Here is a 23322-nt window from a genome sequence, read left to right as displayed (position 1 = left end):
GCTCGATCAAGACGGCTACCGCGCACTCAACATCGCCGGCGGACCCGGAGCCAAGGTGGCCTGAGCCGCCCTGTTCGCTACCTGTTCAGCTTACCGCTGTCCGTGTCACAAACCTTGAGGTGCTCCCTGGTTGGTGAAGCGCTTGACCAGCTGCTCGCGCTCGAATGGTCGGCCGAGCCGCGAATGGTAGAGCGGGACGTTCATGCCCAGGCTACGAAGCGCGGCCTGCAGATCCTCTCCAACCCGGGCGGAGGGCACGAACACCATCGCCTTGCCGCCTTCGGGCAACGGCAACGCGAGGAGCTGCGCGATCTTCGCTGCCCTGCTGTCCTCAGCGACGGCCCAGCGCAGGAGCGTGATGTTGGGCCGGTCGACCCCGCTGACGAACACTTCTGCGTCTTCAGCGCCGAGCGAGGCGAGGATCCGCGCTTGCATCTCCTGCCCGGCCGTCGCCGTGAAGGCGAGAACGGGCGGGTTGCCGAGCTGACGCCGGATATCGCCCAACCGGCTATACTCCGGCCGGAAGTCCGCTCCCCACTGGTCGACGCAATGAGCTTCGTCCACCACTAGGAAGGCAGGACGAAGCTCGGCAAGACGCGCGCGCTCCGCTTCGCTCCGAACGAAAAACCGTTCGGGCGCGAGGTGCAGCAGCTTGATCGCACCGCGGCGAAGCAGGCTGTAGCGGAGCTTCTTCTCCTCCATCGAGAGGTCGCTGTTGACGAAGCTGGCGGGGACCTTCTTGCGGAGCAACGACGCCACCTGCTCACTCATGAGAGCCTTGAGGGGTGAGACCACCACGGTCGGTCCAGCCCGGAGGATCGCCGGCAGCTGGAAGCAGAGCGTCTTGCCCGATCCCGTTGGACGAACGACCAGGACCGACTTGCCCTGCAGGGCGGCCTGCACGACCGCCAGCTGGCCCTCCCGGAACCGCTCAACGCCTAGTAGGCGGAGCCCCGGGCCGAGATACTCGGTTGCCTGATCGAGCTCGTGTGCGCCGCCGAAGAGACGCGCCAAGCGGACAGCCCAGCGCTCGATCACGCGCCGCGCCAGACCGCCTGCAAGCATCGGGTGATGAGCCGCGTGGCAGCCGTCGCAGAGCGTCACGAGGTTCGCGAGCTCGTCCGTCCCGCCCATTGACCGCGGCAACAGGTGGTGAACATCGGCGTCGCGGCCGACTTCGCAGCCGCAGCTGGTGCAGCGATAACAGTCGCGCGCATGGACGACGCGGCGCGTCTCGGCCCAGATCGACGCGGCGGGCGCGTCTCCGACCGGACGGGCCGGCGACAACGGGGGCGAGATCACGTTCACGCGGGTTCAGCCCTCCCGGCGCCTTTCGTTCTCGACGCGGATGTCCTCCCGGGTCGGCGCTGCCTTCAGCTTGACCAAGCGCGACGTGATGCCACCCTCGTTACGGTCGAAGCGGGTCATCAGCTCGGAGAGCGTGGCCCCGTTCGACCAGCGCTGCAGCAGGTCCGCGTCGTCGCCCTCGGTCCAGCGGACGCCGGTGTTGATCCCCTTCTCCTGGGTGGACTGTTTCCTCGCGACCGGCTTTGTGACCTGCTTGGGCGTCTTCACGACCATCCCGATCGCGTTGGCGAGACCCGCCCACTCCCGGTTCGTTAGATCGATCAGCTGCCCGTCCGGCAGGCAGAGCCGCGCCGCGTCGCTGCCAACCTGCAGCTCGAACCTTGAGCCGTCGACGGACCACGTGAGAGTGTGGCTGTCGTTCGAAGCGCTGCCATCGGGGCTATGCGCCTGCTCCACAGCCATTAGAACCGCCGACCGGCGGTAAAGTCGACAGCCGGCCCCATGGCACACTGATAGCTCGTGGTGCGATTGATGGAGCGATCGGGGATGAGGGTCTCGTCCGTCAGCACGAGCGTCGTGCGATCAAGCGAGACGGTCCGCAGCACCGGACCCATCGAGGTCCGCATCAGGTCCGGGTTCGGGGCGTCGATCACGATCGTGCCGTCGGTCACGCGCGCGAGCCGCTTTTTACCCTCGCCCTGGTCGTACCGGCCGCGCTTCAGATCCACGTTGAGCCGCTTGGTCTCGCCGTTTTTCGCGGTGCAGGTGAAGCCCGTGACACCGGATCTCCCCTTCGCCAAAGCGGGCTGCGACACCACCGCCAACGCGATCAGGAACGCTACCTTCACCCCGCCGTCTCCCCGTTTCCGAGCCTAGCGTAGCACTATCCAGTGCTGCTCGTCAGGCTTTCCCACCATTGCGAACGGACTTCGCCGGGGCGCAGACCGGCTCGTCCATCGAGAGGCGGGGACCGGTGACGGTCTGAGGGCAGGGGTATGCACGCTTGCGCGCGTCGCTGGCATCGGCGTAGCACACCTTCTGAGGTGGAGATCCCCTGTCACGTCGCTCGCTCTCGCATCGCCAGACTAGACCGGGCTCCCTCTCGCCCGGGATTGCCTCATCCGGGTAGACCTGCCCCGGCCAGTATTCCCGACGGCACTCACGCAAATCGCGTTGCTGAACACCGCACTCAATGTACTTGTCCCACGGCTTGACGAAGATTGTCTGCGGCACCGCCTGTTGAGCCGCCTGCCTTGCTCGCGACTGGGCTTCCGCAACAGGTGCCTCAGAGCGCCGACTTTCTACGGCTCCATACACACCCGCCACGACCAGCATCGCTGCAACCGGTAGGGCGGCCAGCGGCGCGTGCTTCACGGCGCCTCCGAAGCATCGTCAGTGACGAGAGCCTCCTCCTCACCATCGACCTGCTCCACCTCGCTGGCGCGAGCGATGCGGCGGCGGCCGCCGCGTCGTCGTGACGCACGGCGGCACGCGGTGCGGGAAAGGCCGGCAGCAGCCGCAGCGCCTGTCGGTCATCGCCGAAAGCGCGCACCAGCGCAGGCCAGGCGCTCGGCGGCGCGGCGTCAAAGGCACGGACGATCGCTGCCACGCGATCCGCCGGTGGCAAGATGTACATGCGCGTGCTCGCTCCCGGCACGCCGCACAGGAACACGTGCAACGTGGCGAGCAGCAGCAATGCATGGATCGCGACGATCAACCCGATGCGGACGCGCAGACTGATCGGCGGCAGTCGCCTCAACACCGAACGACCGGAGGAGAGAACAGGTAACCGTCGCCGCGTACCGTGCGGATCAGCGCCGGCTCGCGCGGATCGTCGCCCAGCTTGCGGCGCAGGCGGCCGACCTGCACGTCGATCACGCGGTCGATCGTCTCCGCCGCCCCGCCGCGCGTGCGGTCGATCAGGAACTCGCGCGACAGCACGCGTTGCGGATGGAGCACCATCGCATGCAGCAGATCGAATTCGCTGGTCGTCAGCGTGACAGGCTTGCCGTCCGGGTCGCTGAGATCGCGGGCGCCGACCCGCAGCAGCCACCCGTTGAACCGGAAGCTGGCATTCACCGCATCGCCCGCGACGTCGCTCAGATCGCGCGTGCGCCGGATGATCGAGCGCAGCCGCGCCAGCAGTTCGCGTGAATTGAACGGCTTGGCGAGATAATCGTCGGCGCCCAGCTCCAGCCCGAGCACGCGATCCAGCGGATCGTCCTTGGCGGTGACGATCAGGATCGGCAGCCGCGGCCATTGCACGCGCAGCGCATGGCAGATCGACAGGCCGTCCTCGCCGGGAAGCATGAGGTCGAGGATCAGGCAGTCCAGCCGCTCGAACACGCCCGCCGCCATCAACCCGGCCGCTGCGTCGAAGGCGAGCACGTCGAAGCCCTCCCGTTCGAGCAGCTTCGCCAGCAGGTCGCGGATGCCGGGATCGTCCTCGACGATCGCGACCAGCCGGTTGCGACCGTTGCAGGAATTGGGGTCGTTCGGGCTCACCATGCGAAGACCCTAGAGGAAATCGGCTTGCTCGCCAGTCCGCCAAAAGCCCGCGCCGTCGCGGAGGAGGAACGCGACGGCGCGGGCACGGGGGCGCCGAGGTTAGCGGCGCGCGCCGTACTTGTCGGCGATCGCCTTGAGCTCGGCCGGGGTGAGCTTTCCATCACGATCGGCGTCGATCATCTTGAACCCGCGTTCCTTGCGACCGGCGGCGGTCCATTCCTGCAGGCTCAGCGCGCCGTCCTTGTTCGTGTCGGTGGCGGCGAAGGCGGCGCGCGCCTTTTCGATCCGGGCCGCGGGATCGGTCTGCGCCATCGCCGACACGGCCGGCACCATGCCGATCATCACGACGGGAAGGATAAGTCGCTGCATCACTGTTACTCCATGTGGTGCCAGTGTCTCGACTGACGCCTGCCGATTAGCCGAATGCGCCACATGGAATTGGGCGCGATTGTTCGCCCGCGTGACAGAATGTGACGATGGCGGCGGCTTCGCGTCTAGCGCGCGATCATGGTGTCGAGCCGCTCAAGGTCACCCCCGTCCAGCGTCGCGGTGGCGGCGGCGAGTTGCAGCTGCGCGAGCAAATAATCGTAGATCTGCGCCGACAGTTCGCGCCGGGTGGCGAATAGCTGCGCCTGGGCGTTGAGCAGGTCGGTCTGCGTCCGCACGCCCACCGACAGGCCGGTCCGGGCGGCGCGCTCCTGCAATTCCGCCGACCGCAATGCCGTGCGCAGCGCGTCGGTGCGCGCCGCGCCGGTCGATACGGCATACCAGGCACGCTGCGCCTGCAGCCGCGCATCGCGCTGTGCCGCCGCCAGTTCCTGCTCCTTCTGCCCGGCCGTCGCCTCGGCCTCGCGCCGCTTGGAGGCGATGCCCCCGCCGGCGTACAGCGGAATGGTCAGGCGAACGCCCGCGGTGGCGGCGTGAAGCGTATCCGGCAGCAGGCCGGCGTCGTTGGAACCGCCCAGCCGATACTGCCCCTGATAGCCGGCGACTCCTTCCACCACCGGGCGGCCGCGGACCGAATAGCGATCGATGTCGGCCGCCGCGGCGCGCGCGCTGTGCCCGGCGATGGCGACGGCGGGCGCATCGCGCTCCGCCGCGGCCATGGCAGCGTCCAGCGTCACCGGTGGCACCCCGGCGGCGAAGTCCGGCCCGACATGCGCCAGGTTCAGCGCCGGCCGGCCGACGAGTTCGGCAAAGGTCGCGCGCGCGGCGGCGAGCTGCGCCTCGGCGACCAGCCGCTGTGCCTGCGCCGCATCGCGCTGCGCCTCCGCCTCGCGCACGTCGGTGATCTTGGCCTTGCCGGCGTCGAACCGCGCCTGCGCGCCGCGCCGCTGCAGCTCATAGGCGTCGAACTGCGCCGCATAGCTGGCCACCGTCTCCTCGCCCTCGGCCACGTCGAAATAGGCTTGGGCGACGCGCAGGATCAGCCCCTGCGCCTCGCCGTCGAACTGCTCCTCGCCCGCCGCGGCGCGCGCGCGCAGCTTCGTCGCGTCGGCGCGGTTGCCCAGATCGTAGATCGGCATCGCCGCCTGCACGCTGGTCGTCGCGCGGCCGCCGGTCTGCGTGCCGCCGAACGACGGCGCGAGGTCCGGCGGCAGGTTGACGTCGACCTCGGTGCGCGTGACCGTCACGTCGCCCTGCGCCTGCACCTTGGGCAGCGACAAAGCGCGGGCCTGCGTCGCCGCCTCCCGGTCGGCACGGCGCTTCGCCTCGGCGGCGAGGATGTCGGGGTCGCGCCCCTGCGCCGCGCGCCACGCGTCGCCCAGGCTCATCGGCGGCCCGGGCACCTGCGCGGCAAGCGCCGCCGCCAGGAGGATCGCAGTGGTCATGATTGGGCCTCCGCCTGGGTCCGGCCATGCCCGCGGCGATCGAAGACCAGTTCGTACAAGGCGGGCAGGAAGAAGATGGTGAGCAGCGTCGCGACGATCAGCCCGCCCATGATCGCCACCGCCATCGGCCCCCAGAAGGTCGACCGGGTCAGCGGGATCATCGCCAGGATCGCCGCGAGCGCGGTCAGGATGATCGGGCGGAAGCGATGCACCGCCGCCTCGCGCACCGCCTCGCGCAGCGAGCCGGCATGCGCCGACAGCACGTCGATCTGCGCGATCAGGATCACCGAATTGCGCAGTACCATGCCGAACAGCGACAGGCCGCCGAGCATCGCGACGAAGCCGAACGGGATCTGGAACGCCGCCATGATCAGCGCCACGCCGATCAGCGCCAGCGGGCCGGTGGCCAGCACCACCAGCATGCGGCGCACGTCCTGCAACTGGACCATCAGCAGCAGCACGATGATGAAGATCGACATCGGCACCGCCGCCAGCGTCGCCTGCCGCGAGATCGCGCTCTGCTCCTGCGTCCCGCCGACGACGATCGAGGCGCCGTCGGGCAAGGTCGCGCGCAGGTCGTCGAGCTTGGGCGCCAGCCGCTTCATCACCTCGGTCGGCTCGACTCCCTCGGCATCGGCGGAAACGGTGATCGTCGGCTGGCCGCCGCGCCAGTAGAGGATCGACGGCTCGGCGTTGGGGCGGATGCGCCCGATCTGCGACAGCGGCACCGCGCCCTCGGCCGTGGCGATCGGCAGATTGTACACGCGGCTGAGATCGGTGCGCTCGGCGCGCGCGAGCCGCATCGTCACGTCGAGCGACCGGTCGCCGTCGCGGAAGGTGGTCGCCACCGCGCCGCCGATCGCCGCCTGCAGCGACTGCGCCACCGTCTCGGTCGACAGCCCCAGCGCGCGGACCTTGTCCTGATCCAGCTCGATCCGCATCGTCTTCAGCGGCTCGCCCAGATCGTCGGTCACGCTGCGCGCATTGGGATCGGCGAGCAGCAATGCCGCGACCTTCTCCGCGAGCGGCGCCGCGGTGGCGAGGTCGCGGGCGGCGACGCGATACTGGATCGGCTGACCCACCGACGGGCCGTTCTCCAGCCGGCTCACGCGCCCGCGCGCTTCGGGAAAGGAGCTGGCGAACAATTGCTGGAGCCTGGCGAACACCTCCTCGCGCGCTTCCTCGTCGCGGGTGACGACGACCAGCTCGGCCAGCGCGATGTCCGGCGTCTGCACGTTCAGCGGCAGGTAGAAGCGCGGCGAGCCGCCCCCGACATAGCTGGTGACGGAAACGATCCGCTCGTCGCCCGCCAGCAGCCGCTCCATCCGCTGCGCCACCGCCTTGGTCTGCTCGAAGCTCGCATTCTCGTTGAGGTTGAGGTCGACCACCAGTTCGGGTCGTTCGGAGGCGGGAAAGAATTGCTGCGGCACCGCCACGCGGAACAGCAGCACCGATCCCACGAACAGGGCCGCGCTCACCCCCACCACCAGCACGCGCCGGTCGAGGCACCAGTCGATCGCGCCGCGCAGCCGGTCGTAGAAGCGCCCGCCATATTGCTCCTCCGGCTCGCCGGCATCGTCGCGCGCGTCGGGCTTCTGCGGCAGGAGATGATAGGCGAGGAACGGCGTGAAGATCACCGCCACGATCCACGAGATCGCCAGCGACAGCGCCACCACCTGGAACAGCGATTTCACATATTCGCTCGCCGTCGCCTTGGAGATCGCGAGCGGCAGGAAGCCGACGATCGTGATGATCGTGCCGATCAGCATCGGGATCGCGGTCACGCGAAAGGCGCTCACCGCCGCCCGCGCGCGCGTCCAGCCCGCCTCCAGATGGCTGCTGATCGATTCGACCACGATAATCGCATCGTCCACCAGCAGCCCCAGCGCGACGATCAGCGCGCCCAGCGAAATGCGCTGCAGATCGATTCCCTGATATTCCATGCCGACGAAGGTGATCGCCAGCACCAGCGGAATGCACAACGCCACCACGATCCCCGGCCGCCAGCCGAGCGAGAGGAAGTTCACCGCCAGCACGATCACGATCGCCTCGATCAGCGAGCGGGTGAACTCGCCGACCGAATCCGCCACCACATGCGTCTGATCCGACACGGTGTGGATCTTCACGCCCGCCGGCAGCGTCCGGGCATAGTCGCCGACGATCCGCGTCAGATCCTCGCCCATCCGGTCGACGTCGCCGGTCGACGCCAGCGCGATGGCGACACCCACCGCATCCTTGCCGCCGAAGCGCATCTGGAACGTTGCGGGATTGACCGGCTCGCGCGTCACCCGCGCCACGGCGTCGAGGCGGAACGTCTTGCCGTTGGCGGCGATCGGCGTGGCGGCGATGTCGGCCAGCGCGTCGAAATCGCCCTTTACGGTCAGGCGCACGCGCTCCGCCCCGAGTTCGAGCACGCCCGAGGGGTTGACCGCATTGGTGCCGCGCAGCGCCTCGACGATCTGCTGGCTCGACACCCCCAGCATCGCCAGCCGCGCGCTGTCGTAGGTGACATAGACCGCCTCGTCCTGCTCGCCGAGCAGGTCGACCTTGCCGACGTCGGGCTGCCGCATCACGCGATCACGCAGTTCCTCGGCGTAGCGGCGCAGCGTCGGATAGGCGAAGCCGTCGCCGGTGACCGCATAGATGTTGCCGAAGGTGGTGCCGAACTCATCGTTGAACTGCGGCCCGACCACATCGTCGGGCAGGTCGCCGCGATGATCCGCCACCGTCTTGCGCACGGTGTACCACAGGTCGGGGATGCTGCCCGCCGGCGTGGTCGGCAGCAAGGTGATGTTCAACGTCGCCTGGCCCGGGCGCGCCTTGCTGCGGATATAGTCGATGTCGGGAATGTTGGTGGTCAGCGCCTGTTCGATCGGCTTCACCACCTGTTCGGCCACTTCCTGCGCCGAGGCGCCGGGCCAGCCGACGCTGATCAGCATCGACTTGACCGCGAACTCGGGATCTTCCTTGCGGCCCAGGTTGAGGTACGACATCGCCCCCATCACCACCGCGACCGCGATCAGGAAGCCGACGAACTGCTGGTGGCGCAGCGCCCATTCGGACAGGTTGGGCAATTTCATGCCTTGGGCACCTCGGCAATCCGCACCTTCTCGCCCTCGCGCAGCAGGTGGACGCCGGCCGTCACGATCGTCTCGCCGGGCCTGAGGCCGCGCACGAGCAGCTGGTTGCCGCTCGCCGAGACGATCCGCACCGGGCGCTTGCGCGCGGTCATGCTGGCGCGGTCGATCACCCACACCATGGTTCCCTTGCCCTCGCCGCGCACCGCCGTCAGCGGCACGGTGAGCGCGTCGGTCGCGGGGACGTCGCGCGTGACATGCACCTGCGCGGTTTCGCCGAAGCGCAGCTCGCCGGGCGGCGCGCTGACCGCCAGCCGCACGGCAAAGGTGCGCGTCGCGGGATCGGCGGCGCCCGCCACGCTGCGGACCCGCGCCGCATAGCGTTTGTCGGGCCGCGACCACATCGTTACGTAGATCTCCTGCGTGCGCGACAGCGTGGCGACGTCGCCTTCCGCCACCGCGATCGACACCTCGGGCCTGGACGGATCGGCCAGCGTCAGCACGCTCTGCCCGGCGCTGACCACCTGCCCCACCTCGCCGGTCGTCTGGGTGATGACGCCGCCACGCGGCGCGGTCAGCGTGGTGCGGCCGAGCTGCGTGGCGGCGGTTGCGCGTTGCGCATCGGCGACCTGCACCTGCGAGCGCGCCTGGTCGGTCGAGGCGCGCTGCTGATCGAATTCCGCCTGCGAGATGAACCCTTCGGCCAGCAGCGCGCGATTGCGCGCGAGATTGGCGTTCTGAGTCTGCGCCGCGCTTGCCGCCGCCTGGCGCTGCGCGGTGCTGCTGTCGAGATTGCGCTGATAGTCGAGCGCGTCGATGCGGTAGAGCAAGTGCCCGCGCTTCACCGTGTCGCCCGTGCTGACCGCACGTTCGACGATCCGCCCCGCCACCTGAAAGCTCAGCGCGCTTTCATAGCCCGACCGCAGCTCTCCGGGATAGGTGAGTTCGGCCTCGCGCTGCCCCGTCTGCACCGTCATCGCCGCCACCGGGCGGACCTCGACGGGAGTCGGCTCCGGCTCGCCACAGGCGGCAAGGGCGAGCGCCAGCATCGCGGCCGCGCCGCCTTGCCAAGCACGACAAGCGGGCTGCTGCGCGCCGGCGCGCGGATCGGACGGCATGGCGGACTCCCTGAAGGGGGCGCACGCAAGGCGCCCGCGAGGGGGACGATGTAGAGGCCGCACCCCGCGCGGGTGTGCGGGCTTCGCAACACTCCGTGTCACTTTGTGTCAGCCATCCGTTGCGCGGCACGGGCGATACATGCGCGACACGAACTGTTTCACGGCCATCATCACCGCGCGGGACGGGGTGGATAGAGCGGACGGGTCGGCGCCGTTGCCGGCAGTCAGCAAGGCTCCGTCACCGATCATGCCGCACAACGATTTGTCCTATCACCTTCGCCGCGCCGAGCAGGAAACCCGCATGGCGATCGGCGCGCTGGTGCCGCGCGCCGAGGCGTGCCACGCCGCCCTCGCCCGCCTGCACGCCCGCCTTGCCCTGCAATTGCTGACCGGCATGGCCGGCCCGGCGGGACGAGGCTGCCGCAGCGCCGCGCAGCCCGTGCGCGCCGAGGTCACGGCCTGAATTGGACCGACGCGAACGAACCGCCGCTTCGACAAGGAAGCGGCGGCTCGCGAGAAACCGGGGGTGGGCAGTGCGTGGGCTAGAAGCCGTCGCCGGGCTGGGTCGCCGGCATCTCCTGCGCCGGGGCGCCGGGCGGCGCGAGGCGGAAGGCGAAGGGATAATGTTCGCCGTTCCAGCGCACCGTCATGTGGACGACGCCCGGGCGCTTGCGCAGATCGTCGTACAGCGCGACCGTGACGACCCCGCCGAGGCTGGCGTCGGGATCGACGGTGGTGGTCTGCAGCGTCTCGCCGTCGATCCGGTCGAGCGTATAGTCCAGCCGCTCGCCGATGCTGCGCGCTGCCATCGCCCCCGCGCCGACTGCCGCGACCGCCCCCGCCGCGCCGATGCTGTTGTCCTGCCACGAGATCGCCCGCGCATAGGTGGCGCGCGGGGTATGCACGACGCGATAGCCGTAACGCGTGGTGGAGGCGGTGGAAGCCACGCCCGCCAGCACGCCGGCCAGCGCCAGCGCGCCGACCTGACGGTCGCGTGCCTTGTGCGTGGCGGCATCGGCCAGGTCGTCATGGGTGAGCACGCGCAGCGGCACGCGATCGAAGCTGGCGGTCACATTCTCCGTGCCGAAGTTCGCCGCCCGCCCGCTGCGATTGTACACCGCGACGGAAAAGGCGAGCGTGCGATCGTCGCGCAAGGGCAACGGCCGCACCTCGACCGCCCCGGCCAGGGTCGTCAGGCTGACGGTGGCGACGCCGCGGTCGAACCGCGCAGTCTCCGCGCCGATGCTGATCGGCTGCAGCGTCAGCGGGGGCGCCGCCGCGACGCTCGCCACCGACATGCCGGTCATGGCGATGGCGCCGGCCAGCGAGGCAATCTTGTAGAGCTTCATTGTGGGTCGTCCTGGTCTGTGCGGGGGAACGGCGGCGGCGCGATCACCAGACGCGCGGCACGCTGCGGACGATCACGCCGCTGCGGTTGATCAGCGTGATGTTGTTGTTGACGTAGATCCAGCGATAGCCGGCCGGCGCCACCGTCAGGCCGTAGAAGGCCGGATTGCTGACGACATAGACGCGCATACTGGCGGGCACCGTCGCGCCGACCACCCAGGTGCGCCCCCAATAAGGGCGCGGCACCGCATAATAGCCATGATGCGGCGCGTAGTAATAACCCGGCCGCGGGCCGTGGTAGCCGGCAAAGCCCGGATGGCCGTGCCACCAATTGGGGTTGTCGCGATCCCAGCGGACGGCGCCGCGCGTCGTGATCCGACCGCCTTCAGGGCCGACGATCGTCGTCCGGCGGACGGCATGGCCGTGGCGATCCTGCGCGGCGGCAGGCATGGCGCCGAGCGAGACGGTGCAGGCGGTGAGCGCGAGGGCGCCGACGATCGAGATGCCGTGATTGATACGCATGATGGTCGCTCCAGTTCTTCGAGGACTGGAGGTTTCGCCGGGCTGCGCAACACGACGACGAGCGCCGCGTAAATCATTGTAACAATCGCCTCAGGCGGCGCGCAGCCACAGCCCGGCGCGAAACCCGCCGCCCGGCCGGTTGGCGAGCGTCAGCCGGCCGCCATGGCGCACGAGCAGCGCCTCGACGATCGACAGCCCCAGCCCCGACCCGCCGGTCTGGCGCGCGCGCGATTGCTCCAGCCGGTGGAAGGGTTCGGTCAGCCCGGCGAGCTGGTCTTCCGGCACGCCCGGCCCCTCGTCCTCGACATAGACGATCAGCCAGCCGTCCGTCCGCGTCACCCGCACCCCGGCATGCCCGCCGTAGCGAATGGCATTGTCGAGCAGGTTGGCCAGCATGCGCTGGAAGGAGATGCGCGCGACCTGCGCCTGCGCCGGGCGCGGCAGCGGATCGACCAGGATGACCTCGCCCACCCCGCGGCGGACCTCGACCGCATCGGTGATTTCCGTGTCGAGGTCGATCACCTCGTCGGGAATGCGGTCGGTCTCGCCGGCGTAGCGCGCGAAGGTGAGCGTGTCGTCCAGCAGGACGCTCATCTCCTTCAGATCGGCCATGGCCGCATCGCGCTGACGCGGCTCGTCGATGAAATCGGCGCGCAGCTCCAGCCGGGTCAGATAGGTACGGAAATCGTGCGCCACCGCCGCCATGATGCGCGTGCGCTGCGTGGCGAGCTGCTTCAGCCGGCGGCTGCGGTCGGCGAACGCCGCGCCCAGTTCCTGGATCTCGCGCGGGCCGCCCGTCGGCCATTGCGGATCGGGCTTGCCCGCGCCGTCGCTGCGCACCGCCGCCAGCAGCCGCGACACCGGCCGCGTGGTCTGCCAGGCCAGCACGACGATCGCCACCACCTGCAATACCGCGATCACTCCGATCAGCGCCGGGAAGAAGCGCACCAGCCGGGTCACGACGGGCGGCGTAATCCGGACGATCTCGACCGCCACCCCGTCGCGCCCCCCCTCGTCGGGCAAGGGTACCAGGACACGGACGGGCACGTCGGACAGCACGCGCCCGCCGCCGAAATCGCGCAGTTCCTCATGATCGGCGACCCGGACGTGGACCGGTCGCGCCCCGAGCACCGCGCGATAGGCCGCGGCGAGATCGTCGGGCGACGCCGCCGCCTCGCGCTGCCACGCCATCGCGAGCTTTGCCGCCAATCGACCGGCAACCGCCGGCGCCACGCTCGGCTGTTCGCCGGGCGCCGGTGCCCGGACCAGCCGGACATGACGGAAATCGGTGCTCACCGCCGCCACCACGGCCGGGCGCACGTCCGCCGGCGCGCGCTCGATCGCATGCACGATCAGCGCTACTTCGTCGGCCTCCGGCAGGCGGTAGAAGGTCTGGCGCGGCTTGCCGAAGCCCACGAGCAACAGCACCAGCAGCGCCGCCACCGTCAGCGTGTGGAGCAGCAGCAGCCCGCCCAGCCGCGCGCGCAGCCCGCCGAACAGTCTGGACGGCTTCAGCATCGCGCCACCGGCATCGCGAACATATAGCCGTCGCCGCGGATCGTGCGGATCATCGCCGGCTCGCGCGGATCGTCGCCGATCTTGCGGCGGAGGCGGCTGAGCTGGACGTCGACCGCGCGATCGAAGGGCGTCGCCACCTTGCCGCGCGTCCAGTCGAGCAACTGGTCGCGCGTCACCACGCGCTGCGGATGCGACACCAGCGCCAGCAGCAGGTCGAATTCGCCGCCGGTCAGATTGACCAGCGCGCCGTCCGGCGCGGTTAGGCTGCGATTGCCGGCGGACAGCGTCCAGCCGGCGAAGCGGTAGATCGCCGCCTCTTCTCCTGCCGCCGCCTCGCTGCCGGCGCGCAGCCGGCGAAGCGCCGCGCGAACACGGGCCAGAAGCTCGCGCGCGTTGAACGGCTTGGCGAGGTAATCGTCCGCGCCCACTTCCAGCCCGACGATCCGGTCGACGTCATCGCCCTTGGCACTGACCATCAGGATCGGCAGCCGCGGGCGCGCGGCGCGCAGCGTGCGGCAGATCGACAGCCCGTCCTCCCCGGGCAGCATGACGTCGAGGATCAGGCAATCGAGCCGCTCGACCGGTGCCGAGCGGAAGAAGGAGGCGGCATCGGCATAGGCGAGCACCTCGAACCCTTCGCGGCGCAACAGGTCGGTGACGAGATCACGGATTCCCGGATCGTCCTCGATCACTGCCACCATCGTGTCCGCGACGCTCATCCCTCAGCTCCGTCCACCCGCGATCATCGCGCCGACCCGCGAGCGGCGCGGCGCCCTGCGGTGCGTAGCGCAAGCGGCGCGGCGCTGTGCCGCTGCCGCGTGACGGCGCGTAACGAAACGTAACAGAGCGATGGCGGCCACCCGCCCGGCGGTGACAAGTGACTGGAACGCAGCCGCCGCCTGCGGCATGCCAGCCGGGTGACGATCGCTTCCCCGCCAGTCCCCCAAGCCCGCGTCCTGCGCACCCGCAATGCCCTGCTCGCCGCCGGCCGGCGGTTGTTTGCGGAACGGGCGATCGATGCGGTGGCGATCGACGACATCGTCGCTGCGGCCGGCGTCGCCAAGGGCACCTTCTACAACCATTTCGACGACAAGGATGCGCTGCTCACCGCCATCGTCACCGAGATCCGGTCCACCGTCGAGGAACGGATCGCGACGATCAACGCCGGCATCGAGGATCCCGCGGTGCGCCTGACGCGCGCGATCTGCGTCTATGTCGCGAGCGTCGTCGAATCGCCGGCGGAGGGCGCGATCCTGCTTCACAACGATCCGCGCCGCTCGGCGAGCGAGGCGCTGAACGACGGCCTGCGCCACGATCTCGCCGCCGGGCTGCGTAGCGGGCGGCTGGCGCTGCCCACGGTGCAGGCCGGGCTGCTCTTCGTGATGGGGGTGGCGCACATCCTGCTCTATTCCACCGTGCGGCATCACGACGACTGGTCGCCGCTGGTGCAGACTCAGCAGCTGTGCGCGATGACGCTGCGCTCCTTCGGCCTGGCGCCGCCGGAGGCCGAGCTGATCGCCGCGCAGGCGGCCGACGCCATCATCCGCCCGCAGCGCCACGAGGCTGATCGCACCGACTGACCGTTCGGTCAGTTTGAGCTTGCCGATGCCACTGCCGCGCGGCAGGACAGGGCGCTGGACGAGGTCGAGGAGAGCGAACGATGCGCCACACGCTCGAGGAGCAGGCCGCAGAGGCATGGCTGTATGGCCTGCCGCTGATCGAGATGGCGGCCACCCGCACCCGCGTGCTGCGCCTGGGCGTGCAGCAGAACCGCCTGCACCACGTCCACCGGCTGCTCACGCCGCGCGATCGTGAGGTGACGCTGCCGAACAACGACACGCTCTATTCCAGCGCGCACCTGGACCTCAGCCACGGTCCCGCGACGCTCACCCTGCCGCCTGCCGGAGAGCGTTACCTGTCCTTCGCGCTGATGGACGCCTGGACCAACAATTTCGCCATCCTGGGCACCCGCACCACCGGGGCCGAGGGCGGCACCTTCCGCATCGTCGGCCCGTCCTCCGACGAGACCGGCCCGATGGTGATCCGCGCGCCGACCGACTTCGTCTGGGGGCTGGCGCGCGTGCTGGTCGACGGGCCGGCGGACCTGGAGGCGGCACGAGCGGTGCAGCAGGCGATCACGCTCGACGCACCCGCCGCGCGCGACTGGACGCCGCTCGCCAGCCGCACCGCCGACTGGGCCGACTATCTCGCCGCCGTCGATGCCATGATGGTGGCCAATCCGCCGCCCGCCACCGATCTCGCGCTGCGGCGTCGGATCGCGGGGCTGGGCATCGGCGAGGGGCGGTTCGATCCGACGCGCTTCTCGCCTGACGCGGCGCAGGCGATCGCGACGGGCGTGCAGCAGGCGCGACACTGGGCCGTCGCCGCCGGCGGGATCGGCGCACGCGCCGTGGACGGCTGGCTCCAGCCCGGGCACGGCGTCGGCGACTTCGGCCAGGATTATCGTTATCGCGCCGCCGTCGCGCTGAAGGGGCTGGCGGCGATGCCGTCGGTCGAGGCGCTGTACCTGCAAGGCACCGGCACCAGCGACGGCCTCTACGACGGCACCCGCCAATGGCGGCTGCACTTCGCCGCCGATACGCTGCCGCCGGTCGACGGCTTCTGGTCGCTGACGATGTACGAGGCGGCGGACGACGGGCAGATGTTCCTCACCGCCAATCCGCTGCAACGCTATTCGATCGGCGACCGGACGCCCGGGCTCGCAAAGGCGGCGGACGGCAGGCTGACGATCGCGATCGGCCACGAGCCGCCGGCGGACGTTCCGGAGGTGAACTGGCTGCCCGCCCCGGCCGGCCCGTTCGGCATCGTGATGCGCGCCTATCTTCCCCACACCGAATGGCTCGACGGCATCTACCGGATGCCGCCGCTCCAGCCGGCAGACTGATGTCAGCCGGTCCGCTGCCCGCTCAGCGGGAAGGACCCGAACGCCCCCGCCTTGGCCGATCCGGTGATCGTGTCGCCCTCGATCGTGGCGGTCATGTCGAGCGTCATCGGCATCGGCGTGGTGATCTTCTGCTGCCACGTCAGCGTGTTGCCGCTCACCGCGCCGGACACGTCGAACGAACCGGCGTCGCCGGCATTGGTGCCGGTGAAGCGATCGCCGGCGCTCTGCACCGTCAGCACCGACTTGCGCTCGCCCATCGGCGATTTCACGACGACGTCGTAGGTTCCATCGATCGACATTTCACTCTCCCGTATGAAGGCGCCGTCCGGCACCGGTGATTGCGCCGCCGTGGCGAAGCGATAGGCGGCCTGAAGATCGGACGGCGTCCCCGTCCCGAACACATAGCGGTCCGGCCGAACGAGCACCGCGGGCACGTCGCGCGTGCGCAGCCATTCGGCGATCGCCGCCGCGAACGGCGCCAGCGCGGGGTGCGACAGATCCGCGGCGCGAACGCCGCCCTCCCCCGTGGGGATCGGCGCGTCAGCAAGCAGCCACGCTCCAGCCCCCAGCACGTCATCCAGCCGCTCGCCCGCCGCGCCGAGGAATTGCGGGAAATAGTCGCCTGCCGCCGCCGACCCGGCCAGCAGATGCCCGTTCGCCAGCGCCGCCGCGGGCGGTCGCATCTCGCCCGCCTGGGCGCGCGCGGCGATCATCTGCACGTCGCGCGCGGCGGCGATCTCGGGATCGAGCTCGCAGACCGTGCGCCCCATCATCATCGCCAGCGCGATGATCTGGCGGACATGCGGCTCGCGCTCGGCCTGATAGGTGTCGAGCAGCGTCGCCGGCGCGTCCCCTGCGACCACCGCCGCCAGCTTCCAGCCGAGGTTGGCCGCGTCGCGCAGGCCCGAACACATGCCCTGCCCCGCGAACGGCGGCATCTGGTGCGCCGCATCGCCCGCCAGCAGCACCGGCCCGGCGCGCCAGCGATGCGCCACCCGCGCGTTGAAGCGATAGACCGCCAGCCGCTCGACCTCGACCGCGCCCTCGACGTTCCACGGCGCGAGCAGCGCGGCGACGAACGCCGGGTCGGTCGCCTGCTCGGGCGTCTCGCCCGGCCGCAGCATGAACTCCCACCGGTGCCGCCCCGACCCCATCAGCACGCAGGTCGTCGGCCGCGCCGGATCGCAGATCTGCAGGTTGATCGTCGGCAGCCGCGCCGCGTCATGCACGATCGCATCGATCACCAGCCACGGTTCGTCGAAGCACAGATCGTCCAGCGCGATCCCCGCCAGGGCGCGCGTCGCGCTGCGCGTGCCGTCCGCCCCGACGACGAAGCGCGCGCGCACTGTTGTTTCGTCCGCGCCGTCGGCGAACCGCGCCGTCGCACCGTCGTCGTCCATCGCCAGCGCCTGCAGCGTCCAGCCGGTGCGCAGCGTGATCGCCGGGTTGGCGTGCAGCGCGTCGCGCAGCGCCCGCTCGATCGACGGCTGGTGGATCATGTTCGCCGCCGGCCATCCGCCCGCACCGATGCGGTCCGCGCCATCGAAGCGCAGCAGCACGTCGCCCCTGGCATTGACGAAGTCGTAGCGCGGCGCCTGCCGGCACGATGCCATGATCGGTGCCGCCAGCCCGAGCGCCTGGAAGATGCGCACCGTTTCATGATCGATATGCGCCGCGCGCGGCAGCGGGTAGATGTCCGCTGCCTTGTCCGCGATCAGCACGCGCACGCCCTGCTGTGCCAGGAACAGCGCCAGCGCCGATCCCGTCGGCCCCGCGCCGACGATCAGGACGTCGCACGTCCGGTCCTGCGCCACCGTCAGTCTTCCGCCACCATCGTGGCTTGGATGGCGCCGATGCGGTCGATCTCGCAGCGCACCGTGTCGCCCGGCTTCAGGAAGCGCTTGGGCTCCATCGCCGCACCGACGCCGCCCGGCGTGCCGGTGAAGATCAGGTCGCCCGGCTCCAGCGTCATCGCGGCGGACAGATGCTCGATCTGCTGCCACAGATCGAACACCAGATGCCGCGTGTTCGACGCCTGCCGCTGCTCGCCGTTGACGAAGCAGCGGATCGCCAGGTCGTGCGGGTCGCCGATCTCGTCCGCCGTGACGATCCACGGGCCGATCGGGGCATGCGTGTCGAACGACTTGCCCAATGCCCATTGCGGGCCGGCATGCTGCCACATCCGCTCGGTCACGTCGTTGCCGACGCAATAGCCGAAGACATGCGCCGCCGCGTCCGCCGCCGCGATGTGCTTGGCGCGCCGCCCGATCACCGCCACCAGTTCCACCTCGTAATCGACGAACGGCGCATTGCGCGCGATCAGGATCGGATCATGCGGTCCGTTGATCGAGGTCTGCGCCTTGGTGAACCACACCTGCCGCTGCGGCGTTTCCATGTTCGATTCGGCGATATGATCGGCATAGTTGAGGCCGATCGCGAAGATCTTGCCCGGGCGCGGCACCGGCGCCAGCAGCCGCACCGAAGCGAGCGGCAGCCCCTCTCCCGTCGACGCCGACGCAAGCGCATCGCCCCGCGTGTCCCAATCGGCGATCAGGTCGATCATCGATCCTGCCCCGGCATCGACGATCCGGTCGCCGGCGACCACGCCGATCCGCGCCTCGCCGCCCTGCTCGTAGCGCGCCAGCTTCATGCCACTTCCTTTCGTCCGCGGCGGAACAGCTGCCGCAACCTGATGTTGAACGCCATCAGCCGCCCGACATTCTCGAAACTCGGCGCACGCTTGCCGGCGAGCGCCGGGAACGGGCTGCCCCATTGCACGTCGAGCATGTCGCGCACGGTCGCCTTGTTGGATCCGTCCTCGGCGGTGAACAGATCGCCGTCAGTCCAATGCTCCAGTTCGTGCCCCCAGGGATCCTTCCAGTAATCGAAGATCTGGCTGCCCAGCTTGTGCCGTCCCACTCCCCAGGCCGCGTTGCGCCCCCTGGCCTTCAGATGCGCATGGCCCAGCATCAGGTCGTCCAGCCCGGCGACCTCGAAAGCGGCATGGTTGAACCCCGGCCCGCCGGGCAGCTGCGCCAGGAACAGCGTATGGTGGTCGGTCGGCTGGTCGCCGCGGTCGCAGCGCATGAAGGCGCCCAGCGCCACGCCCGGCGCCGCCTCGATCTCGTCGGAGGTGATGAAGCCGAAACGTTCCTTGTACCAGCGCTCCGATCGCCGGAAATCCGCGACGTTGAGCACCGCATGGCCCAGCCGCCGGACGCGCGAAGGGCCTTGCGCCAGCCGCACCGCGCTGCGCAGCCGCCGCCGCAGCGCCGCGGAGTTGAACCCGCTTTCCGGCACGTGCGCCCCCGCCTCGTCCCACGCCTGCCCGGCGACCGCCTCCACCGCATTGCCGTCCGGATCGCGCAGCCGGACCACCCAGCCGCCGCCCGGCGCATCGAACGGCTCGACGCGCGCGCCCTCGCTGTCCGCCAAGCGCTCCAGCGACTCGCGATCCGCCAGCCGCAGGCCCAGCCCCAGAAATGCCGCTTCGCCCCGCTCGGTCACATGCGCGAACGGCGCGCCATCCGATCCGCGGCCGTACAGGCGCCCGTCCCGTTCAAAGCAGGAAAGCCCGAACTCCTCGAGAAAACGGCGCATTTCCGCCAGGTCCGGCGCTGCGAAGCGCACATGCCCGATATCCTCTACCCGCGTGATGCTCATCACCGCGCCTCTATATTGACTGTTTAGTCATTGTCATCGACGACGACCTGGCCCGTTTCATCCCTCGCGGTCCAGACGATCGCGTCCGCTCGCGCTTCGTCATGCGTCGCATTCAGCGCCGGTCCCATAGCGAGGATCTCTGTGATCCGACGCGCCGTTTGTGCGAAGTGAAGCACCTCTTCACCACGAAGCGGTCGCCCCATAATCGCCGTTTCGCGGTACGAAAGCCACTTCTTGAGGGCCTGGTAGCCGCCCGCAGTGTAGCTCCACACCTTGGACGGCACAGCCCGCCAACCCGCCGTCCCGTTCATCTCGATGTCGACGGCTCTATCACCGGTGACGTCCAGCAATGCAGCCAACGAAAGGCCGTGCCGGGTTGCGATCTGGCGCAGAGCCTCCAGTTCCGCCTCGGTCCACTCCCTTTCTGTCGCCATGCCCGCGCCGGGCATGATCAGTCGCGTTCCGCTGTCCTTCCGCTGTACCGAACCCCAGCCCGCGGTGACCTCGTAGGACGAGCCGTAGGGCAATCCGATCGAGGACAGTCCCGGCAACAGCGCCCCGCGGCTGACACCATCCACGGCCACCTCGACATCGAGGAGAGCCGCAAGTCTTGCCCCCAGCGCCGCAGAGCGCGCGAACGTCTCGTTCGACGCCGGGATCGGGATGCGAGGCCAGTCGACACGAAGGGCATCGATGTACCGCGCCTCGTAGACCGGCGCATTCAGGGTGGCGAGAACGTGGTCGAACAGCTGGTCACTCGTGAGATCCCGCTCGGCCAGCATCGTCTTCACCGACTTGGCGAGGTTCGGCTCGACATTCTGGGTGTCCTGACGAACCCGGGCCGGGAAGATCGACACGTTGCTCTCGACAAGGTGGTGATCGCCGAGAACGCTGACGGACTGGGGCTTGTAATAGACCCCCATGCGGTTCCGGACGCCGGCCGTGAGGAATCGGTTTCCTACTTCTGCATTGGCGAAAAACTCGGGGCGTTTCTCGTCAATCAGCTTGGTGTCGGGGTCCCAATATGCCCAACGAACGTCAAAGGGCCGGTAGGCATAGCGCACGATTTGGCCGAGTTGATATTTCCGCTCGATCAGCGCTTTGCGCGTGGTTGCCGCGTTGTACCGTTCGGTCGTGTTCACGAGAGCAGGGTGCGACTTCGCGAGCTCGGCGTCCGTCGTCTTCGGGTCGAGATAACGCTCGATCCTGCGCTCAAGCGCGTCCCGGTCGACGTCGACCAGGAACTCGTCCCGACTCGTCTTGACGCCCGGAAACCCGACAGGCAGCAAGCTGGGTAGCAGAGGCCATTCAAAGTACGCCGGATCGACGTCGAACGGCATGAACTGCAATCGCATCGGCAAGGTCGGAGCCACGGACTCGTAGAGGGTCGCCGGGTCGGCTTCCGCCGTCGCGGCAAGCGCCTCCCTCTTGCCGGCGCCCCAGATGTTACGGAAGCCGATCACATCGGTCGGCTGATGATCCTGGTGGCGCACCATCGTGACGATCGCCGTGCCCACCTGGATGCCGGCAGGGTTGGCCGTGGTCGCGAACACGGATGGGTCGGCCGAGCCATCAGGCGTGCGCTTCCCGGTCTTGTACTTGTCCCCGTTCAGACAATCGACGTTGATCGTGTCGAATGCCTCCAGATATCGCTCCCGCATGCCGGAGCAGCTGGAGCTGTCCAGCCAGCTGTAGTTGGAGATGAACGACACCACGCCCTGGCCCGTCTTCTCGGCAATACGCCGCTCAGCCATTCGAAAGAAGCGGACGTAGAGCTCGTTCAAGCCCTGGCCCTGGGCGGGGGCGACCTTCTTCACCTTCCGGTACTCGTTCGAGAGCGCCCGCTCCTCCGGATTGGAGGACACGCCGGCGAAGCCGTCATAGGGCGGGTTTCCGAGTACGACGAGGATCGGCCTGGTCTGTTTCACGGCATCGGCCGAGGCCCGCTCTTCCTCCAGTTCCGCGAAGGGCAGGGGCTTGTTCGTGTGCGGTTCCCACCCGGTGAGGGCGTTGGTCAGGTAGATCCCCGGCCGCGCATCGTCGGGTATCGGCGCCCCCATGTTCGAGAGCGTGATGCCCGCCTGCATGTGGGCGACGACGAAGGGCGCCGGCATGATCTCGAAGCCGAACACCCGGTTGCAGGCGGCACTTCGCAGTCGATCCGCGACGGCAGAACCGAGCCCATGAGCAGCCAGGTTCGCCTCAATCCGGCGCAGGACGGAGTTGAAGAAACCCCCGGTGCCGCAACAGGGGTCGAGGACATAGACCCGCTCGTCAGCGAGCCCATCCGAAATGCCAAGGTCGTGCTTGAGAGCACGGTCGACGCGCGCGACCATGTAGTCGATCACCTCGACCGGCGTGTACCAGACTCCGAACTGCTTCCGGAGCTTGGGATCGAACGCCTCGAGGAAGGGCTCGTAGAAGTACTGGACAGCGCGTCCTTCCTCGAAGCGCTTCAAGAACTCCTTGGCGTCGATCCGGTTGAGCGTCTCGCCGGTCCAGTCGAGCACCTCGACGAGGTCCAGCTTCTTGATGTGCTTCGGAGCGGTGAGCTGCTGAAACAGTGTCGCCACGAACGGCACATGGAGGGTCCATGCAGCCGAGTGCCAATCGAACCGCGCAGGGTTGCGCGGTGTGGTGCGCGCCCAGATGCCCCACGCCGAAAACAACCCGTAGAAGAGCGTCTGGATGAGGGTGGACCTGAAGAAGTGATCACCCTTCTCGCCCTCGAAGGTGATCCCGAGGGCATCCTCCAACGCGGTACGGATCGTCTTAAGCGCCGGCAGATCACCAGCGGCCTCGACCCTAGCCAGTGCGTCGCGAGCATAGGATGCCAGAAACCACGCGACGTCCTTGGGTTGAACGAGAGCGACGTTCTGCGTGAAGGCGCGCCGAAGATACTCGACGAACGCGCGGCCGACTGACTTGGCGGCTTCAGCCGGCTCTTGAACGAGGGACCAGAACTCGGGCGCGCTCTGCGCGATCGCGAACGCCTCCAGACGTGCGGCCTGGCCGTCGGGTCCGCGTCCGACCAGCTGGAAGGCGCGCAGGTTGGTCACGAGGACCAGTCCATAGCCTTCGAAGTATTTAGTCAGCTGCTTGGGTGTCGACTTGAACAGGCTGTCATCGGCGACGCCCTTGACCTCTACTACCCCGCGCTCGGGCGCCTGCCCCGGCCGCGGTGCGCCCTTCTGAATCTGCCGCGCTGCGAACAAACCGAAATCGGGGCTGCCGGCGCCGGTGTTGGCGAGCTGCGACACGGGCAGCACCTTGGGCCGGAGGGAAGCCCCCACGCGCTCGAACAGGGTGTTCAGCGCGGGATAGTAGGCGGTCTCAGGCGTGCCGGCCCCCAAAGCATGGACCCGACGGACGGCTTCGAAGAACTCCTCCGCGATCTGTTTGTGGATCGGCGTGGAAAAGGGACCCCGGTAGCGGGGTGATCGGCGTCGAAAAAGGACCCCTCATCCCGGTGGTCTAGGCTGCTCGCTTGGCGGTGTGTCAGGCGGCGAGATCGGGATGCTGGT

Annotated in this window: 20 protein-coding genes; 3 read left to right on the top strand and 17 right to left on the bottom strand. The window is 69.1% G+C overall.

The window, feature by feature from the left end:
* Positions 1–105: 105 nt before the first annotated feature.
* The 9 genes from HBH26_RS18940 to HBH26_RS18900 form a co-directional block, all read right to left on the bottom strand.
* Positions 106–1308, bottom strand: coding sequence for a DEAD/DEAH box helicase (locus tag HBH26_RS18940; protein WP_209308678.1), 1203 nt, complete (start codon positions 1306–1308; stop codon positions 106–108).
* A gap of 6 nt (positions 1309–1314) precedes the next feature.
* Positions 1315–1770, bottom strand: a complete 456-nt coding sequence (locus HBH26_RS18935) for a hypothetical protein (protein ID WP_093068062.1) — start codon at positions 1768–1770, stop codon at positions 1315–1317.
* Positions 1770–2156 carry a hypothetical protein gene (locus HBH26_RS18930; protein ID WP_093068059.1) on the bottom strand — a complete coding sequence of 129 codons (387 nt, stop codon included), beginning with the start codon at positions 2154–2156 and terminating at the stop codon, positions 1770–1772. Before HBH26_RS18930 ends, HBH26_RS18935 begins: the two co-directional genes overlap by 1 nt.
* A 437-nt stretch (positions 2157–2593) precedes the next feature.
* Positions 2594–3025 (bottom strand): hypothetical protein, encoded by a 432-nt coding sequence (locus HBH26_RS18925; protein WP_125945985.1) that lies wholly within the window; start codon positions 3023–3025, stop codon positions 2594–2596.
* Positions 3026–3063: 38 nt separating this feature from the next.
* On the bottom strand, positions 3064–3816 hold the full coding sequence (locus HBH26_RS18920) for a response regulator (protein WP_093068054.1): 753 nt from the start codon (positions 3814–3816) through the stop codon (positions 3064–3066).
* A 99-nt stretch (positions 3817–3915) separates the two neighbouring features.
* Positions 3916–4185, bottom strand: a complete 270-nt coding sequence (locus tag HBH26_RS18915) for an EF-hand domain-containing protein (RefSeq protein ID WP_093068051.1) — start codon at positions 4183–4185, stop codon at positions 3916–3918.
* A gap of 125 nt (positions 4186–4310) precedes the next feature.
* The gene (locus HBH26_RS18910; RefSeq protein WP_093068048.1) at positions 4311–5648 is read right to left on the bottom strand and encodes a TolC family outer membrane protein; all 1338 of its coding nucleotides are present in this window, start codon (positions 5646–5648) and stop codon (positions 4311–4313) included.
* A complete protein-coding gene (locus HBH26_RS18905) occupies positions 5645–8728 on the bottom strand; it encodes an efflux RND transporter permease subunit (RefSeq protein ID WP_093068046.1) in 3084 nt (1027 codons plus the stop codon). The genes HBH26_RS18910 and HBH26_RS18905 overlap by 4 nt, the downstream gene beginning before the upstream one ends.
* Entirely contained in the window at positions 8725–9843 is a 1119-nt protein-coding gene (locus tag HBH26_RS18900) for an efflux RND transporter periplasmic adaptor subunit (protein ID WP_093068043.1), read from the bottom strand. The genes HBH26_RS18905 and HBH26_RS18900 overlap by 4 nt, the downstream gene beginning before the upstream one ends.
* A gap of 139 nt (positions 9844–9982) precedes the next feature.
* Here HBH26_RS18900 and HBH26_RS18895 point away from each other — a divergent pair, with 139 nt between their 5' ends.
* Complete coding sequence (locus HBH26_RS18895) at positions 9983–10306, top strand: hypothetical protein (protein WP_093068040.1); 324 nt, start codon at positions 9983–9985, stop codon at positions 10304–10306.
* 79 nt (positions 10307–10385) lie between these two features.
* Here the strand turns inward: HBH26_RS18895 and HBH26_RS18890 are convergent, their stop codons facing one another.
* The 4 genes from HBH26_RS18890 to HBH26_RS18875 all read right to left on the bottom strand — a co-directional run bounded on the left by HBH26_RS18890 (position 10386) and on the right by HBH26_RS18875 (position 13949).
* Entirely contained in the window at positions 10386–11192 is an 807-nt protein-coding gene (locus HBH26_RS18890; RefSeq protein ID WP_093068038.1) for a hypothetical protein, read from the bottom strand.
* 43 nt (positions 11193–11235) lie between these two features.
* The gene (locus HBH26_RS18885; protein ID WP_093068035.1) at positions 11236–11712 is read right to left on the bottom strand and encodes an RcnB family protein; all 477 of its coding nucleotides are present in this window, start codon (positions 11710–11712) and stop codon (positions 11236–11238) included.
* Positions 11713–11802: 90 nt separating this feature from the next.
* Positions 11803–13230 (bottom strand): ATP-binding protein, encoded by a 1428-nt coding sequence (locus HBH26_RS18880; protein ID WP_093068032.1) that lies wholly within the window; start codon positions 13228–13230, stop codon positions 11803–11805.
* Complete coding sequence (locus HBH26_RS18875; RefSeq protein WP_093068030.1) at positions 13224–13949, bottom strand: response regulator; 726 nt, start codon at positions 13947–13949, stop codon at positions 13224–13226. The genes HBH26_RS18880 and HBH26_RS18875 overlap by 7 nt, the downstream gene beginning before the upstream one ends.
* A 198-nt stretch (positions 13950–14147) precedes the next feature.
* Here HBH26_RS18875 and HBH26_RS18870 point away from each other — a divergent pair, with 198 nt between their 5' ends.
* Both HBH26_RS18870 and HBH26_RS18865 read left to right on the top strand, forming a co-directional pair.
* Complete coding sequence (locus HBH26_RS18870; protein WP_093068027.1) at positions 14148–14810, top strand: TetR/AcrR family transcriptional regulator; 663 nt, start codon at positions 14148–14150, stop codon at positions 14808–14810.
* An 80-nt stretch (positions 14811–14890) separates the two neighbouring features.
* Positions 14891–16135 carry a DUF1254 domain-containing protein gene (locus tag HBH26_RS18865; protein ID WP_093068024.1) on the top strand — a complete coding sequence of 415 codons (1245 nt, stop codon included), beginning with the start codon at positions 14891–14893 and terminating at the stop codon, positions 16133–16135.
* A gap of 2 nt (positions 16136–16137) precedes the next feature.
* On the opposite strand, the gene mhpA is transcribed toward HBH26_RS18865, so the two are convergent.
* From mhpA to HBH26_RS18840, 4 genes are read right to left on the bottom strand one after another with little or no spacing between them, the layout of a single operon-like run.
* Complete coding sequence (gene mhpA, locus HBH26_RS20510) at positions 16138–17949, bottom strand: bifunctional 3-(3-hydroxy-phenyl)propionate/3-hydroxycinnamic acid hydroxylase MhpA (RefSeq protein WP_164518941.1); 1812 nt, start codon at positions 17947–17949, stop codon at positions 16138–16140.
* A 2-nt stretch (positions 17950–17951) separates the two neighbouring features.
* The gene (locus tag HBH26_RS18850) at positions 17952–18785 is read right to left on the bottom strand and encodes a fumarylacetoacetate hydrolase family protein (protein ID WP_093068019.1); all 834 of its coding nucleotides are present in this window, start codon (positions 18783–18785) and stop codon (positions 17952–17954) included.
* Positions 18782–19798: a VOC family protein gene (locus tag HBH26_RS18845; RefSeq protein ID WP_093068017.1), complete on the bottom strand. Its 1017-nt coding sequence runs from the start codon at positions 19796–19798 to the stop codon at positions 18782–18784. The genes HBH26_RS18850 and HBH26_RS18845 overlap by 4 nt, the downstream gene beginning before the upstream one ends.
* Positions 19799–19821: 23 nt before the next feature.
* Positions 19822–23058, bottom strand: coding sequence for a type ISP restriction/modification enzyme (locus tag HBH26_RS18840; protein WP_209308677.1), 3237 nt, complete (start codon positions 23056–23058; stop codon positions 19822–19824).
* Positions 23059–23322 lie beyond the last annotated feature (264 nt).

Source organism: Sphingomonas corticis, assembly GCF_012035195.1.
In the GTDB taxonomy this organism is placed as follows: domain Bacteria; phylum Pseudomonadota; class Alphaproteobacteria; order Sphingomonadales; family Sphingomonadaceae; genus Sphingomonas; species Sphingomonas corticis.
This window is presented reverse-complemented; position numbering and strand designations above follow the sequence as displayed.

What these genes read in the sequence shown, in the direction of transcription:
- HBH26_RS18935 (WP_093068062.1), bottom strand. Translation starts at nt 1,770, where the DNA reads ATGGCTGTGGAGCAGGCGCATAGCCCCGATGGCAGCGCTTCGAACGAC.
- HBH26_RS18920 (WP_093068054.1), bottom strand. Translation starts at nt 3,816, where the DNA reads ATGGTGAGCCCGAACGACCCCAATTCCTGCAACGGTCGCAACCGGCTG.
- HBH26_RS18915 (WP_093068051.1), bottom strand. Translation starts at nt 4,185, where the DNA reads ATGCAGCGACTTATCCTTCCCGTCGTGATGATCGGCATGGTGCCGGCC.
- HBH26_RS18910 (WP_093068048.1), bottom strand. Translation starts at nt 5,648, where the DNA reads ATGACCACTGCGATCCTCCTGGCGGCGGCGCTTGCCGCGCAGGTGCCC.
- HBH26_RS18905 (WP_093068046.1), bottom strand. Translation starts at nt 8,728, where the DNA reads ATGAAATTGCCCAACCTGTCCGAATGGGCGCTGCGCCACCAGCAGTTC.
- HBH26_RS18900 (WP_093068043.1), bottom strand. Translation starts at nt 9,843, where the DNA reads ATGCCGTCCGATCCGCGCGCCGGCGCGCAGCAGCCCGCTTGTCGTGCT.
- HBH26_RS18895 (WP_093068040.1), top strand. Translation starts at nt 9,983, where the DNA reads ATGCGCGACACGAACTGTTTCACGGCCATCATCACCGCGCGGGACGGG.
- HBH26_RS18890 (WP_093068038.1), bottom strand. Translation starts at nt 11,192, where the DNA reads ATGAAGCTCTACAAGATTGCCTCGCTGGCCGGCGCCATCGCCATGACC.
- HBH26_RS18885 (WP_093068035.1), bottom strand. Translation starts at nt 11,712, where the DNA reads ATGCGTATCAATCACGGCATCTCGATCGTCGGCGCCCTCGCGCTCACC.
- HBH26_RS18880 (WP_093068032.1), bottom strand. Translation starts at nt 13,230, where the DNA reads ATGCTGAAGCCGTCCAGACTGTTCGGCGGGCTGCGCGCGCGGCTGGGC.
- HBH26_RS18875 (WP_093068030.1), bottom strand. Translation starts at nt 13,949, where the DNA reads ATGAGCGTCGCGGACACGATGGTGGCAGTGATCGAGGACGATCCGGGA.
- HBH26_RS18865 (WP_093068024.1), top strand. Translation starts at nt 14,891, where the DNA reads ATGCGCCACACGCTCGAGGAGCAGGCCGCAGAGGCATGGCTGTATGGC.
- HBH26_RS18850 (WP_093068019.1), bottom strand. Translation starts at nt 18,785, where the DNA reads ATGAAGCTGGCGCGCTACGAGCAGGGCGGCGAGGCGCGGATCGGCGTG.
- HBH26_RS18845 (WP_093068017.1), bottom strand. Translation starts at nt 19,798, where the DNA reads ATGAGCATCACGCGGGTAGAGGATATCGGGCATGTGCGCTTCGCAGCG.